The sequence below is a fragment of the Mesorhizobium sp. M0106 genome (genome assembly GCF_040322715.1).
Lineage (GTDB): Bacteria > Pseudomonadota > Alphaproteobacteria > Rhizobiales > Rhizobiaceae > Mesorhizobium.
This window is the reverse complement of the sequence record NZ_JAMYUA010000021.1, coordinates 1-13979: the sequence shown is the minus strand read 5'-3', so window position 1 is coordinate 13979 and position 13979 is coordinate 1. Positions and strand designations below refer to the sequence as shown.

The following is a 13979-nucleotide window of genomic DNA, read 5'->3' as shown; positions in this document are numbered from 1 at the left end:
TCGCCAATTACAGAAAGACCTCGTTCTCAAGCCGGTCGATGACTTTGAGCACGTCGAGGGCGCGGTCGTCGTGAATGAGATCTATCGCCCTTTCACCGTTCAATTGCGGGTGGCGAGCGTAAAGCCAGGTGCGGATATCGCTTGGCTCGTAGAATTCCTGCAGTCGGCCGACGATATAGTGCAGGTCCGACAGAATGAGCTCGCTGCGCGGCTGGGGCTTGATGTCGCCGGCCTTCCACCTCGAAACCGTGGCCTTGGACACGTCGGTGATGTTTGCAATATCGGTTCCCTTGAGGCCGCCAAACGTACCCAATTCGTCCAGGAATCTGGGAACCGCCCGCAACGCAGTAGCCATGTTTTCTCTCCGGCTTCCAAGCCAGCTTCGCCCATGCGTGTCAGCCCTGACACTTTGACTGCATCGGCGCATTTCAGTTTCACAAATGGAAAATATGAAACAGAGATGCAAATGTCAATTGCCGCTTCGGTTCAAGGGGCCTCCAGTGCCTGGTCGCTCAGGCCTGAAGCAGCGCCAGCTCTTCGGCGCTCAGATGGCGTGCCTTGCCCTTGGCAAGGTCGCCGAGTTGCAGAGATCCGATCGCGATCCGTACCAGGCGCAGCACCTCGATATCGTGGGTGGCGAGCAGCCGGCGGATGTGGCGGTTGCCGCCCTCGTCGAGCACGATCTCCAGCCAGGCGGTGCTGGTGCCGCTTCCACTCGATCGAAAATCAATCGCCTGAATTGCTACAGCGCCCTGGTGTCGCCGGTAATGCCACGGGACAATTTGTTTTGTATAGTCCTTGATGCCACGTGGCCGACGATGGTTCGATGACTTGGGAAGGGAAGATCATGCGAAGCGGATTGGCGAAATTCGTCGTGGCGGGTTGCGTCGCCGCTCAGGTCGTCCTGCAAGCGGCGCAGCCGGCGTTTGCCGCGCCGTGCGGCTGGACGGCGAAACTGGAGGAAGAGGAGGGCGGCAAAGTGCTGATGGCGTCGGTCTGCGGCGGATCGAATGGCGGCGCCCAGCTGACGCTGGCCTGTTTCGGCAAGCCGACGCTGAGCTATGATTTGGGCGACAGCGGTCCGCAACTGGAACCCGGCATCGCTTCGTTCGCGTTCAAGGCCGGCGGCAAGGCGGTGACCAAGACGCTTCAACTCGAAGAAATGTACAACACCTTCACCGTGGAATTGAGCAGCACCGACCCGCTGTTGGCCCTGCTGCGCTCCAAGGGCGAGGTCACGGTCGCCTCGGGCAAATATGGCGAGAACAGCTTTCCGCTTGCCGGCTCATCCGCCGCCATCGGCAAGGTGCTGGCCCAGTGCGGCAAAGCCAAGGCTTCTTCCGACAATGACGACTGATGAGCCCCTTACATTTCAATTTGAACCGCGCGAGACGTTGGTTGCGAAGATAGAGCGTGATCCCGCTAACCTCGATCCCTGGACAGGGCTTGTCGAACCGGAGGCCGAGGAAAGCAGCCTGGACACCGCGGTGTCGGTTCTCTTGCGGGCAATTGATGCTGTATCCGACAGGGAACAGCTTTGGCGGGCAGCTGCCTGACAATCGAGTCGCCGCCAGCCGGCTAGGCCTGAAGCAGCGCCAGCTCTTCGGCAGTCAGATGGCGTACCTTGCCCTTGGCAAGGTCGCCGAGTTGCAGAGATCCGATCGCGATCCGTACCAGGCGCAGCACCTCGATATCGTGGGCGGCGAGCAGCCGGCGGATATGGCGGTTGCGGCCCTCGTCGAGCACGATTTCCAGCCAGGCGGTGCTGGTGCCGCCGCGCAGCAGCTCGATGGACCGGGCCGTCAGCAATTCGCCGTCGACCGTCGCGCCGGCGCGCAACCGCGCCAGCATGGCCTCGTCGGGCAGCGCGCCGATCTGCACGTGATAGGTCTTGGCGACATGCGAGGCGGGATCGAGCAGGCGCTGCGCGAAGCGGGTATCGTTGGTCATCAACAGCAGGCCTTCGCTGGCCTTGTCGAGGCGGCCGACCGGCGAGACGAAAGGCAGGTCGAGGCCTGCCAGGCAATCATAGACGGTGCCGCGGTCCTGCGGGTCGTCGCGAGTGGTGACCAGCCCGCGCGGCTTGTTGAGCATCAGATAGACCTTGCGCTCGGCGGCGACGCGGCGGCCGTCGACCTCGATGCGATCGCGGCCTGGATCGACACGCATCGAGCCGTTGCGCACGATCTTGCCGGCGACCCGCACGCGCCCCTCGGCAACCAGAAGCTCGGCCTGCTTGCGCGAGCACAGGCCAAGCTTCGACAGTGCACGACAGAGGCTGACGCCGGGAGGCTGGGCCCCGGGGGCAGGGCGTTGCCGGGCAATGTTCGGTCGCGGCGACATGATGTTGCCTGTGGATTCTTGTATACGAGCATCCCACTATAGCCGGCCGCCGGCTATGTCCACGGAAGGGAACTGCATATCGTTTGCGTCGTGCGCAGCGGCTGCGAGGACTTGCATGAAAACAGCCATTCGCCTTTGCCTGCTGCTCGCCTTCCTGCCGACATCGCCGGCGCATGCCGGCTGGCAGGCGGTCGAGAAGGTCGAGACCTATGCCATCTCAGGGCAATCCGGGCCGGAGCTCTACGCCTCGATCGGCGGGCGCGGGCCGCTGCTCGGCGAACGCCGCGTCATCGCGCATACCAATTTCAAGCTGACCTGGGTGAGGGACTACCAGCCGCAAGGCGACGCCTGCGTGCTGGTGTCGGCGCGGCCGAAGCTGATCATCACCTACACCTTGCCGAAGCCGGCCGCGCAGCTGCCGGGCGCAATCCAGAAGAACTGGGAGGTTTTCGCAGCCGGCCTCGCAGCTCACGAGAAGGTGCATGGCGCCAGCATCGTCGACATGGTGCACAAGATCGAGGCGGCCACCATCGGCCTGACCGTCGCCGATGACCGCGGCTGCAGCAAGATCAGGATCGAAGTGACGAGACGGCTCGCCGGAATCTCGCAGGCACAACGGCAGGCGAGCCGCGATTTCGACCGGGTCGAATTCGGCCCGGGCGGCAAGTTGCGGCAGCTTGTGTTCACGCTGATGATCGGCGGATGATGCTGCAGGGCTGCGGGGGCGGCGCAGGGTACCACCTTTGCGGCCCTCACGCCTGCTCGGTCGGATAGAGCGTCAGGATGTTGACGTTGACCCTTGGCGGCTGCGTCACCGCATAAAGGATGGCGGCGGCGATGTCCTCGCTTTCCAGTTGCTCCATGTCGCCCAGCCTTTGCTCGACCGCCTGGCGCACATCGGCGCGCATATTCTGGGTGAACTCGGTCTTGACGGCGCCAGGCTCGATGCAGGTGACACGGATGCCGTCTTTGCCGATCTCGCGACGCAGCGTTTCCGCCATCGCGCTCACCGCGTGCTTGGTGCCGGAATAGACCACCGAAGGGTGGATGTAACGGCCGGTGCCGGACGAGACCACGACGATGTGGCCGGCGCCTTGCCGTTGCATCGTGGGCAGTGCGGCATGGATCGGATAGAGCAGCCCGAGAATGTTGACGTCGACCATCCGGCGGTACTCTTCCGGCGTCGTGTTGCGGAACGGCGCCGCGACGCCAACGCCGGCAATGGCGAGCAGCATGTCGAGCCGGCCGTATTCACGCGCGACCCGTTCGACCATGGCCGAGGCCTGCGCCTCGTCGGTGACGTCGACCGTCATCGGCAGTGCCGCGCTGCCGGTCTCACGGATCCGCCTCGCCAGGTCGTCCAGGCGCTCGGCGCGCCGCGCGGCAATCGCCAGCGTGGCGCCCTCTGCCGCCAGTGCCAGGGCGGTGGCCTCGCCGATGCCGGAAGAGGCGCCAGTCACCAAGGCGATCTTGCCGCTCAGTTTTCCTGTCTGCATCTTTTTCTCCTGACGCTTTGGACCCGCCCTGAAGCTAGGGCGCCGGCTTTCTGGAACAATGCTGATCGAAAAACCGAATCCACCGTTAGGGTTTTGGCCCCAGCAAGCCCACGTCTGCGCATGAACGGGCCTTGACGCGACCGGAGGTGTTGCGTCTTGATATGGGGGCTGCGGGGCTTCGCATGAAAACAGCTGATCGACTACGTCTGCGGGTGGCTTGTTTGCATGCGACGCTTGCATGCACCCCCGCGATCCTCTCGCGACCGACAGGTCTGAGCGCCAGATGAAGGTCCTCGTCGTCCATTGCCATCCCTGCGCCGACAGCTTCAGCGGCGCGGTGCGCGACACGGTGCTGGAGACGCTTGCCGAAAGCGGCCACCAGGTCCACCTGCTCGACCTCTATGCGACCGGCTTCGATCCGGTCATGCGCACGCAGGAATGGCGCGGTTACCACGACAAGGCGGCGAACCTGCAACCGGTGCACGAACATGCGCAGGAGCTGCTCTGGGCGGAGGCGGTCGTCTTCATCTATCCGACCTGGTGGTATGGCCTTCCGGCGATGCTGAAAGGCTGGCTGGAGCGTGTACTGGTGCCGGGCTTCGCTTTCGAGATGCCGACGGCACGACGCGGCCCGCGGCCCAAATTGCGGCACATACGCCGGGTGATGGCAATGACCACATGTGGCGCCACGCCGCTGATGTCGTGGATCATGGGACAGCCCGGCCGGCGGACCCTGCTGCGCGGCTTCCGCTCCGTCTGCCATCCACTATGCCGGACCAAATTCCTGGCGCTCTACCGGATGGACAGCGTCTCGGCCGCCGGACGCCAGGCGTATCTGCAGCGGGTCAGAAAAGCGGTTGCCGGCCTTGGTCGCGCTGATGCGGTCGCCGCCACAGTGCCTGGCTGATTTGGACCAGGCGAGCCGCCGCTGTCTCCGCCGAATGTCACGGGCGGGTGTCGGTTTGGCAAAGGTCAAAAAAATCAAGTCTCACCTTGACCCAAGAATGGTTGCAGTGTTGGGTTGCAAAGATCAAGGCCTTCTTGATCAAGCGCACTGCGATGCAAATAAACGACATGATCCATGAGCCGATGATTCGAAAATGGCATAGGTCTTTTTGTCGGTCGCTGCTGCGTGGGCTCATGGTCTTGTTTGCCCTGAGCGGCCCAGCTTTGGCTGCCAGCAGCGATTGTGTCGGGGACGACGAGGCCGATACGGCTCGGCGAATTGCCGCTTGTACACTCATGATAGAGGATGTGACAGAGCCCGCCAGCAGCCGTTTGACGGCCTATTTCAAGCGCGGCGTCGCCTGGGCGAGGCAGAATGATTATGATCGCGCCATTGCCGATTTCGATAAGGCGATCAGCCTCGATCCGGAAGATGCCAGTGCTTATTACTACCGAGGCATCACCTGGGCACTCAAGAGCGACGCTGATCGCGCTATCGCCGATTTCGACCAGGCGATTAACCTCGACCCGAAGAGCGATGCATACCGCATCCGAGGCTCTGCCTGGCTCGACAAAGGCGACAACGACCGAGCTATTGTCGACTACGATCAGGCCATCAGCCTCGAGCCCCGGAATGCCGGAGCTTATGGCGACCGGGGCCTGGCCTGGGCACGCAAGGGCGACAACGACCGCGCTATCGCCGATTTCGGCCAAGCGATCAGCCTCGATCCCCGCGATGGCCGAACTTATAACAACCGAGGTCTCGTGTGGAAAAGGAAGCGGGACTACGACCGTGCGATCGCCGATTATGACCAGGCGATCAGCCTCGATCCGAAGGAAGCCAGCGCCTACGATAATCGGGGCATGGCCTGGCTACTCAAGGGCGACTATGACCATGCCATTTCCGATTTCGGACAGGCGATCAGCCTCGATCCGAATGTCGCCGGAGTCCATCATCATCGAGGCATGGCCTGGTCACTCAGAGGCGATTCTGATTACGCCATTGCCGACTACGACCAGGAAATCAGCCTCAATCCGAAGAACGCCCGTGCCTACCTCGATAGAGGCCTGACTTGGACAATCAAAGGCGATTACAATCGTGCGATCGCCGACTACGACCAAGCGATAAGCCTCGACCCGAAAGACGCCAGTGCCTATGGCAATCGAAGCCGGGCCTGGAAATATAAGGGCGACTACGACCGCGCCATCGCCGACGCCGACCAGGCGATCAGTCTCGATCCGGAACGCGCCAGTGCCTTCTACAACAGAGGCAACGTTTGGGCTGACAAAGGCGACTATGACCGCGCCATCGCCGACTTTGACCAGGCGATCGGCCTCGATTCGAAAGACCCCAATGCTTACGACGATCGAGGTACGGCTTGGGCACACAAAGGCGATGACGACCGCGCGATTGCCGACTTCGATCAGGCAATCCTGCTCGACCCGAAACACGCCAGTGCCTACAGGAAGCGCGGCTGGATATGGGACAAGAATGGCGAATACGACCGCGCCCTCGAGGACTATGGCAAAGCAATTGGGCTCGATCCGAAATATGCCCATGCTTATCTCAGCAGAGGTCTCGTCTGGTCAATAAAAGGCGAATACGTACGTGCAACGGCAGATTACGACCAGGCAATCAGCCTCGATCCGACGATTGTCTACGCCTATTTGGGCCGGGGTATCGTCCATTTCTACTCCGGTGCCATGGAGAAAGCCCAAGCCGATTTCGCGCAAGCCGCCACAGTCAAACCAGAGGATGCGTATGTTGCGATCTGGCTCGATTTTGCCGAGCGTCGCAATGGCGCAGCAGGGCATTTGCAGGAAGCGACCAAGAAGCTCGACATGACGCGATGGCCGGCGCCGGCTGTTCGAATGCTGCTTGGCGAGCAGACTCTCGCCGCGACAATTGCAGAAGCCGACGACCCTGATGCGATAAAGAAACGCGGAAACCTGTGCGAGACAAACATGTTCAGCGCCGAGCTGAGCCGACTGCAGGGGCACAGCGATGAAGCTTTGCGGCTCTATCGGCTCGCCGCCAGCGATTGCCCCAATAACTCCTACGAATTTGTTGCCGCCAACGCAGCCCTGCGCGAGCTGTCGCCTTAGCTGCCGCCGCTACGGACTTCCCCGCCTTCGGTGAGATTTCGTTACTCAACACAGCCTTCGCGCGTTGACTCTATTCCCCATTTCTGGAAATCTGGAAATATGGACAAGACGCTCGCCCTTTCGGCACTTGCCGCGCTCGGCCAGGAGACCCGGCTGGACGTTTTTCGCCTTTTGGTGCGGGCTGGAGCCGACGGCGTGCCGGCGGGCGAGATCGCCACGCGGCTCGCCGCATTTCCGAATACGGTATCGGCTCATCTCAAGATACTGTCGCATGCCGGCCTGGTGCGGACCGAACGGGAGGGCCGCAGCGTGCGCTACTTCGCCGACATGACCAGGTTTCGCGATCTGCTGGCCTATCTCATGGAGGATTGCTGCAATGGCGCGCCGGAACTTTGCCAGCCTGTCATCCAGGCCGTGACCTGCAACTGCTAGCTAGATGAGCTCCGGCAATCTTCCCCGCCGCCTTGCCGCCGAAGCCCTCGGCACGGCTCTTCTGGTCGCCACCGTGGTCGGTTCCGGTATCATGGCCGATAAGCTGACCAACGAGGTCGCACTCACCTTGCTCGGCAACACCTTGCCGACCGGGGCGATCCTGGTCGTGCTCATCACCATATTCGGGCCGATATCCGGAGCGCACTTCAACCCGGCGGTGACGCTGGTATTCGCGCTTCGACGCGAGATCGAAACGAACGCAGCGCTGGCTTACGTCGCCGCCCAGATTGCCGGCGGCATCGCTGGAACATTCCTGGCGCATGCAATGTTCGAATTGCCGATCCTGCAAGTGTCGGCGACGGTGCGGACCGGAAGCGGGCAATGGATTGCGGAGCTGGTCGCCGCCTTCGGGCTGGTCTTCACCATCCTCGCCGGCCTGCGTTCCCGTCCGGATTCGATCCCCTGGCTGGTCGGGCTCTATATCACCGCCGCCTACTGGTTCACCGCATCGACATCCTTCGCCAATCCGGCCGTCGCCATCGCCCGTGCGTTCTCCAACACTTTTGCCGGGATCCGCCCCGCCGATCTGCCGGGCTTCATCGGCGCCGAACTTTTGGGCGCGTTGCTCGCCATGGCATTGGCAGGGTGGCTGCTCGCCCAACCGAAACCAGCCGGACAGATGAAAGCTGCGCAATGACCATCACCATCTATCACAACCCCGATTGCGGCACCTCGCGCAACACGCTGGCCATGATCAGGCAGTCCGGCGAGGAGCCTGAGGTGGTCGAATATCTGAAAAATCCGCCGTCGCGCGAAAAGCTCGTCGAGCTGATCGCAGCGATGGGCATGACGCCGCGCCAATTGCTGCGCGAAAAGGGCACGCCCTATGCCGAACTTGGCCTGGGCGACCCGAAGTGGAGCGACGACGAGATCCTCGATTTCATGCTGGCGCATCCGATCCCGATCAACCGGCCGATCGTGGTGACGCCGCTCGGCACCATGCTCGCCCGACCCTCCGAAGCCGTGCTCGATATCCTGCCCAATCCGGATATCGGCCCGTTCACCAAGGAGGACGGCGAGGTCGTCATCGACGCCAGCGGCAAGCGCGTCGTCTAGATATCGGCCTATTTCGATTTTTGTCGAAATCCGCTTGACGTGCAGCGATTCTGGAAATAGCTTATTTCCATGAAACTCGAAAAAGCAGCCTTGCAACTTGAAGCCCTCGGCAACCCGACGCGGTTGCAGCTCTACCGCACCCTGGTCCGGGCGGGCGATGAGGGGCTTCCGGTCGGGCGCATCCAGGACAGGCTCGGCATCGCCGCCTCGACGCTGTCGCATCACCTCAAGCGGCTGGTCGACACCGGCCTGGTGACGCAGGAGCGGCAGGCGACGACGCTGATCTGCCGGGCCAACTATCCCGCCATGAATGGGCTCATCGGATACCTCGCGGACGAATGCTGCGCCGACGCCACCTGTGCGCCGGCATCGGCGGAAGCGACGGCCAAGACGGCGGCGTGATTTTTTGGCACCATAATTCGAAATTACCGGAAGGATGGAAGATATGGGAATGATCGAAAAGCTCCCCGTTGCGGTGATCGGCGCCGGGCCGGTCGGCCTGGCGGCAGCGGTCCACCTGATCGCGCGGGGCATTCCTGTCAAAGTCTACGAAGCCGGTAATGCGGTTGCATCCAATCTCAGGGATTGGGGCCATGTCCGTGTGTTCACGCCCTGGCGCTATTGCGTCGATCAGGCGGCCAGAAACCTGCTCGAGGCGCATGGCTGGCGGATGCCTGAGCCCGAGGCATTCCCGACCGCAAACGACCTCGTCGCGGATTATCTCGAGCCGCTTGCAAAGCTTCCGCAATTGTCGCCGTCGATCGAAACCGGCGCCCGGGTCGTCGGCATTTCGCGCTGGGGCGCCGACAAGGTGCTGAGCAAGGGACGCGAGAACCGGCCGTTCATGCTGGCGGTCGAGACTGCCGATGGTACAAGACGCGACAGCGCACGTGCCGTCATCGATGCTTCGGGAACCTGGCAGATGCCGAACCCGCTCGGCGCCGGCGGAATTCATGCCGAAGGCGAAGCCGAGTTTGCCGACCGCATCGCCTACGGCATCCCCGATATTCTCGGCCGCGACCGCAGCCTTTACGCGGGGAAGACGACGCTGGTCGTCGGCTCCGGCCATTCGGCCGCCAATGCGGTGCTGGATCTCGCCAGCCTGGCAAATGTGGAGGCCGGCACCGCTTTCATCTGGACAACGCGCGGCACCGACCTGGTGCGCATCTACGGTGGCGGTGATGCCGACCAATTGCCGGCACGCGGCGAACTCGGCGCCGAAGTGCGCGAACTCGCCGAGAGCGGCGGCGTCAGGCTGGTGACGGGCTTTGCGGCTGTTTCGATCCGCGATGCCAACGGCCGGCTGGTCGTCGAAGGCCAGACCAGGGACGGCTTGCAGGCGCTGGGTCCGGTCGACCGTATCATCGCCGCGACCGGACAACGCCCGGATCTGTCGCTGACCCGTGAGCTTCGGCTCGAGCTCGATCCATGGCTGGAAAGCGTCAAGGCACTGGGACCGTTGATCGATCCCAACGAGCACTCCTGCGGCGACGTGCCGCCGCACGGCCACCGTGAGCTCAGCCATCCAGAGCAAGGGTTCTACACAGTCGGCATCAAGAGCTATGGCCGCGCACCGACCTTCCTGCTGCTGACCGGTTATGAGCAGGTCCGCTCAGTCGCGGCGGCGATCGCCGGAGACATGGTGGCGGCCGACAATGTCCAGCTCGTGCTGCCCGAGACCGGCGTCTGCACGGTGCCGCGGATCGGCGTGGCCGACAAGGGGTGCTGCGGCGGTCCGGCGCCGGCAGCGGTGGATGCGTGCTGTGTCGCCGACGCCAAGGCGAAGGCGGTCGGCAAAGGCGGCTGTGGCTGCAGCGTCGCGGCATGAGTCTTTCGCCGCCTTCGCCGGCCATCCTGCGCAGCCGCGGCGCGATTATCACCGCGCTTGGCCTGACGCAGATCATGGCGTGGGGTTCTTCCTACTATCTTCCCGCGGTCATCGCGCCGGCAGTCTCCTCCGATACCGGCTGGCCGCTGGCATGGGTTGTCGGCGGCCTGTCCCTCGGCTTGCTCACGGCAGGATTGATCTCTCCGCGCGTCGGGTCGTCGATCGAGCGGCATGGCGGCCGCAACGTTCTGGCGTTCAGCGCCGGATGCATCGGGCTCGGCCAGATCGGGCTGGCTCTTGCCCCTAATCTTGCGGCCTATATCGCGGCCTGGCTGGTCATCGGCCTGGGCATGGGGGCGGGGCTCTACGATGCCGCTTTCGCAACGCTTGGCCGCCACTACGGCCACGGCGCGCGCTCCGCCATCACCATGCTGACGCTATTCGGCGGCCTTGCGAGCACCATCTGCTGGCCGATCTCAGCCTTGCTGCTGGGGGAGGTCGGCTGGCGCGGCACCTGCCTGGTTTACGCCGCCTTTCAGCTGGCAATTGCGCTTCCGCTCTATCTGGTGATCCTGCCCCGGGAGCCGCCGCAACCGGCAGTCAAACCGGGAGTGAAGAAGGCGGCACCCATTCTCGACAACCAAGCCGATCCGTCGATCATGATCGTTCTGGCCGCGACCCTGACACTCGCAGCGGTGATCTCGTCGACACTATCGGTGCATCTGCTCACAATCCTGCAAGGCAGCGGCATGGCGCTTGCCGTAGCCGTCGGGCTCGGCGTGCTGGTTGGTCCATCACAGGTGGCGGCGCGCGCGATCGAGATGATGATCGCGCGCTACCACCATCCGATTTTCACCAAGTTTGCCTCGGTTACGTTTGTGGCGATCGGCGTTTCGACGCTCTGGGCCGGCATGCCAATCATCCCGCTGGCGCTGGGCTTCTACGGCGCAGGCATCGGCCTGGAATCCATCGCGCGGGGGACGTTGCCGCTCGCGCTGTTCGGCTCTAACGGCTACGCGAGACTGATGGGCCGCCTCGCCATGCCGAGCCTGATAGCCCAGGCGGCGGCACCCTCGGCCGGAGCATTGCTGCTGGAGCGCTTCGGCCCGCACGGGACGTTGGCCGCGCTTTCTGGTCTAGCGCTGGCCAACGTCATCCTCGCATGCGGCTTGGGCTGGCGGATGCTCCGCCGGCGGCAATCGCAGGTTCAAACCCGATAGGATTTCGACCTGCGTTCGGCGCCTTCAACTGGAGAGCGGGAGATCTTCCAAGGGATCGACAAGGAAAGACGCGGCGATCAGATCGTCCGCATCGAGGCGCAGTGAGCCTTTGGCGCCGCCCATGATGGCGGCAACCTTTTGAAACGTCTTGATCTCATGCTCGGTAATCTGGGCACTTTGCATTCTGGATTTGAGGTCAGCGACGCGCAGCCCCAAACTGTGGGACATTCCGATTTTACGGTTCGACATGGTAAGATGCTCCTCCCCGGCCCATGTTTGTTTTGCCACCCGCCCTATTCGTATTTCCTCCGCCTGCCTAAATATGAGGCATCGCGATACAGCGCCCGAACGCCCGATGCAAGGGAAGGTTCCGGCGCGCAGAGGTCACGAAATAATAATACGAAGGAAGTACGGCCGATGGTCCGGCCGGAGGTAGGACTTAGGTACGACGCCCCGCCGGACAGAGGGCTCCGGTGCCTTATCGGCTGGCGAGGACCATGCGGTTGCCTTCGCTGTCGCGAAACTCCGCCACCGTTCGCCCCGGCTGCCACGGCGCCTCATGCGCTTCGGTGATGATCTCGACGCCGCCCGCTTTCATGGCCGCGATCATTGCCCCGACATTTTCGTCGACCAGCACCAATACCGGCTCCGCGCCGGGTGCGTCGTCGGCGCGCCTGACAAAATGCAGGTTCGTCACGGCATGCGGAAATGCCAGCTCGATCCAGCGCCAGCCGCCATCACCCATCTTCTGGTCGGCCATGACCTGGCAGGCGAGATGCCTGGTGTAGAACGCCTTGGCGCGGTCCTGCTCGAACACCGGAAGCTCGGCAAACTGGATATGCATGATCGTCTCTCCTGCTTGATGGCTGCCGCGCAGCCGCCCACGCGGGAAAGACGATGCGGGCAACCGAAAAGATTCTTCGGCAAGGAGAATCTTTTCAGCACAGCCGGTCGTCCTTCGTTCATACCAACCAGTCAGGAGACGATGATGAACTACGCGCTCATTCGATACGGTGTGAAGCAAGCCGACCTGGAAGATAACCGCGCGCTGGTCGAAAAAGTGTTCGAAGCGCTTGGCGAGGCGGCACCGCCGACGGTGCGTTATCTCGTGCTCGAGCTGGACGACGGCTCGTTCGTCCACATCGTCGGCCAGGACGGTAATTCGTCGGCGCTGACCGGGCTTGCGGCTTTCAAGGCGTTTACGGAAAACCACGCCCAACGCCGTTCGACCCCGGCAATGCGATCGCCTGTCAAAGTCATCGGCAATTACCGTATGCTGGCGGATCAGAAAGCCGGGTAGCGCCCGCCGTGCCGCTCGCGCAGAAATGGGACGCTACGCCGAAAATGAACAGGGCGACTTTGGAGGCGATGCTCGTCGGGTTGCGGCCAAGGCTGCATCGCTACTGCGCGCGTATGGCCGGCTCGGTGATCGATGGCGAGGACATCGTCCAGGAGGTGCTGATCAAGGCGCTGCAGGCGATCGACGGCGGTGCGATGGTCGAACGGCCGGAGCAATGGCTGTTTCGCATCGCCCACAATGCCGCGCAGGATCATCTGCGGCGGCGCAATCGGGAAAGGTCGCGCATGACCGAGGCCGACATGAGCGTCATCGAGGATCCCTCCGGCAGCGCCGACAGCCGGCTCGCCGCCCAGACCAGCCTGCGCTCCTTCATGCAGCTTTCGGTGCCGCAGCGCAGCGCTGTGATCCTGGTCGACGTGCTCGGCCTCAGCCTGCACGAGACCTGCGAGGTGACCGGCACGACGCTTGCCGCCACCAAGGCCGCGCTGCATCGCGGGCGGGCGCAGCTCAAGCTGCTGGCGCTGCAGCCCGAACAGGCGCTGGCGCCGAGGCTCGACGCCGATGACGAGCGCCGGCTGCGGCGCTATGTCGACCTGTTCAACGCGCGCGACTTCGACGCTGTGCGGGCACTGATCGCCGAGGACGTGCGGCTCGACGTCGTCAACCGCGTCCGCCTGCGCGGCAGGGCCGAGGTTTCGACCTATTTCGGCAATTACGACCGTATCAGCGACTGGACATTGTCGCTCGGCGTGGTCGACGGCCGGCCGGCGATCCTCATCCGCGACCCGCAGGCGGCCGACGGCGCTGTGCGCGGCTTCATGCTGGTCGAATGGAGGGACGATCAGGTCATCCAGATCCGCGATTTCCGCTATGCGCCCTGGTGTCTGGTCGACGCGGAGATCAGGGCCGTGGAGGGGTGAGGAGTGCGCTGGAAATGGTGCGAAATGGCGATCAGGCAGCCTCCTCCTGTTTGACCCAAACGCAATTGCCACATGGCAGCAAGTTCTTAGAGCGGTTCCGGTTCTCTTAGAACCGGTAACTCGCTCTAACTATCTGTTTTGCCGCATTTATGCGGACGCCAAATGACTCCATTTGGCGGCAAAATCCTCTAGAGCCTTTCACGTTTTGATGGAAGCGTAGCCGGCGTTTGCGAAGTAGTTGTTGCATTCGGTTGCCTCGATCGTTTCAACGAG

17 protein-coding genes and 1 pseudogene are annotated in these 13979 nt (G+C 63.0%); 12 read left to right on the top strand and 6 right to left on the bottom strand.

All coding sequences use genetic code 11. The annotated features are described in order from the left end of the window. Positions 1-7: 7 nt before the first annotated feature. Complete coding sequence (locus NKJ55_RS20395; protein ID WP_254819704.1) at positions 8-355, bottom strand: antitoxin Xre/MbcA/ParS toxin-binding domain-containing protein; 348 nt, start codon at positions 353-355, stop codon at positions 8-10. A 157-nt stretch (positions 356-512) separates the two neighbouring features. Further along, positions 513-707: pseudogene (locus NKJ55_RS20390) on the bottom strand (pseudouridine synthase); the annotation flags it as partial. Positions 708-847: 140 nt separating this feature from the next. Here NKJ55_RS20390 and NKJ55_RS20385 point away from each other — a divergent pair. Then, positions 848-1357, top strand: a complete 510-nt coding sequence (locus NKJ55_RS20385; protein WP_352451430.1) for a hypothetical protein — start codon at positions 848-850, stop codon at positions 1355-1357. Positions 1358-1578: 221 nt separating this feature from the next. Here the strand turns inward: NKJ55_RS20385 and NKJ55_RS20380 are convergent, their stop codons facing one another. Next, positions 1579-2343, bottom strand: a complete 765-nt coding sequence (locus NKJ55_RS20380) for a pseudouridine synthase (RefSeq protein WP_352451429.1) — start codon at positions 2341-2343, stop codon at positions 1579-1581. Positions 2344-2458: 115 nt separating this feature from the next. Between NKJ55_RS20380 and NKJ55_RS20375 the strand changes: the two genes are divergently transcribed. Beyond that, entirely contained in the window at positions 2459-3049 is a 591-nt protein-coding gene (locus NKJ55_RS20375; RefSeq protein ID WP_352451428.1) for a DUF922 domain-containing Zn-dependent protease, read from the top strand. A 46-nt stretch (positions 3050-3095) separates the two neighbouring features. Here NKJ55_RS20375 and NKJ55_RS20370 read toward each other — a convergent pair whose 3' ends face one another. Then, positions 3096-3839 carry an SDR family oxidoreductase gene (locus NKJ55_RS20370; RefSeq protein ID WP_352451427.1) on the bottom strand — a complete coding sequence of 248 codons (744 nt, stop codon included), beginning with the start codon at positions 3837-3839 and terminating at the stop codon, positions 3096-3098. Between the two features lie 283 nt (positions 3840-4122). Here NKJ55_RS20370 and NKJ55_RS20365 point away from each other — a divergent pair, with 283 nt between their 5' ends. The 8 genes from NKJ55_RS20365 to NKJ55_RS20330 all read left to right on the top strand — a co-directional run bounded on the left by NKJ55_RS20365 (position 4123) and on the right by NKJ55_RS20330 (position 11486). Continuing rightward, the gene (locus tag NKJ55_RS20365) at positions 4123-4746 is read left to right on the top strand and encodes an NAD(P)H-dependent oxidoreductase (protein WP_352451426.1); all 624 of its coding nucleotides are present in this window, start codon (positions 4123-4125) and stop codon (positions 4744-4746) included. Between the two features lie 134 nt (positions 4747-4880). After that, complete coding sequence (locus NKJ55_RS20360) at positions 4881-6890, top strand: tetratricopeptide repeat protein (RefSeq protein WP_352451425.1); 2010 nt, start codon at positions 4881-4883, stop codon at positions 6888-6890. Between the two features lie 99 nt (positions 6891-6989). Then, positions 6990-7322, top strand: coding sequence for an ArsR/SmtB family transcription factor (locus NKJ55_RS20355; protein ID WP_352451424.1), 333 nt, complete (start codon positions 6990-6992; stop codon positions 7320-7322). A 4-nt stretch (positions 7323-7326) separates the two neighbouring features. After that, the gene (locus NKJ55_RS20350; protein WP_352451423.1) at positions 7327-8019 is read left to right on the top strand and encodes an aquaporin; all 693 of its coding nucleotides are present in this window, start codon (positions 7327-7329) and stop codon (positions 8017-8019) included. Beyond that, positions 8016-8438, top strand: a complete 423-nt coding sequence (gene arsC / locus NKJ55_RS20345; protein WP_352451422.1) for an arsenate reductase (glutaredoxin) — start codon at positions 8016-8018, stop codon at positions 8436-8438. The genes NKJ55_RS20350 and arsC overlap by 4 nt, the downstream gene beginning before the upstream one ends. A 69-nt stretch (positions 8439-8507) precedes the next feature. After that, positions 8508-8840, top strand: a complete 333-nt coding sequence (locus NKJ55_RS20340; protein WP_352451421.1) for an ArsR/SmtB family transcription factor — start codon at positions 8508-8510, stop codon at positions 8838-8840. A 49-nt stretch (positions 8841-8889) separates the two neighbouring features. Continuing rightward, entirely contained in the window at positions 8890-10266 is a 1377-nt protein-coding gene (locus NKJ55_RS20335) for an NAD(P)-binding domain-containing protein (protein ID WP_352451420.1), read from the top strand. Next, positions 10263-11486 carry an MFS transporter gene (locus NKJ55_RS20330; protein ID WP_352451419.1) on the top strand — a complete coding sequence of 408 codons (1224 nt, stop codon included), beginning with the start codon at positions 10263-10265 and terminating at the stop codon, positions 11484-11486. The genes NKJ55_RS20335 and NKJ55_RS20330 overlap by 4 nt, the downstream gene beginning before the upstream one ends. 24 nt (positions 11487-11510) lie before the next feature. On the opposite strand, the gene NKJ55_RS20325 is transcribed toward NKJ55_RS20330, so the two are convergent. Further along, complete coding sequence (locus tag NKJ55_RS20325) at positions 11511-11735, bottom strand: hypothetical protein (protein WP_031213090.1); 225 nt, start codon at positions 11733-11735, stop codon at positions 11511-11513. A gap of 229 nt (positions 11736-11964) precedes the next feature. Further along, positions 11965-12330 (bottom strand): VOC family protein, encoded by a 366-nt coding sequence (locus NKJ55_RS20320; RefSeq protein WP_023680367.1) that lies wholly within the window; start codon positions 12328-12330, stop codon positions 11965-11967. Between NKJ55_RS20320 and NKJ55_RS20315 the strand changes: the two genes are divergently transcribed. After that, positions 12325-12786 (top strand): hypothetical protein, encoded by a 462-nt coding sequence (locus NKJ55_RS20315; RefSeq protein ID WP_352451418.1) that lies wholly within the window; start codon positions 12325-12327, stop codon positions 12784-12786. The genes NKJ55_RS20320 and NKJ55_RS20315 overlap by 6 nt on opposite strands. 44 nt (positions 12787-12830) lie before the next feature. Beyond that, complete coding sequence (locus NKJ55_RS20310; RefSeq protein WP_352451417.1) at positions 12831-13706, top strand: sigma-70 family RNA polymerase sigma factor; 876 nt, start codon at positions 12831-12833, stop codon at positions 13704-13706. The last annotated feature ends 273 nt before the right edge of the window (positions 13707-13979 follow it).